General features: G+C 68.4%; 1 protein-coding gene. It reads left to right on the plus strand.

From position 1 onward, the window contains the following. Positions 1 to 36: 36 nt before the first annotated feature. On the plus strand, positions 37 to 237 hold a 201-nt coding region (locus tag SB717_RS39435), incomplete at its 3' end, for a 2-amino-4-hydroxy-6-hydroxymethyldihydropteridine diphosphokinase (protein WP_410908769.1).

Genomic DNA, 237 nt, shown 5'->3' on the forward strand with positions numbered 1-237 from the left:
GGTCCCGCAAGGGCATGCAGTGAGCGGGGGAACGCGGTGAGTCGTGCGGTGCTCTCGATCGGTTCCAACATCGGTGACCGGATGGCGCATCTGCAGTCCGTCTGCGACCGGCTCGGCGATGCGGTGGTGGCCGCCTCGGCGGTCTACTCGACTGCCCCCTGGGGGGGTGTGGAACAACAGGACTTCCTCAATGCCGTGGTCGTGGTCGACGATCCGAGCCGGGCGGCCGCCGATTGG

The sequence above is a fragment of the Priestia sp. SIMBA_032 genome, assembly GCF_046535215.1.
Lineage (GTDB): Bacteria > Bacillota > Bacilli > Bacillales > Bacillaceae_H > Priestia > Priestia aryabhattai.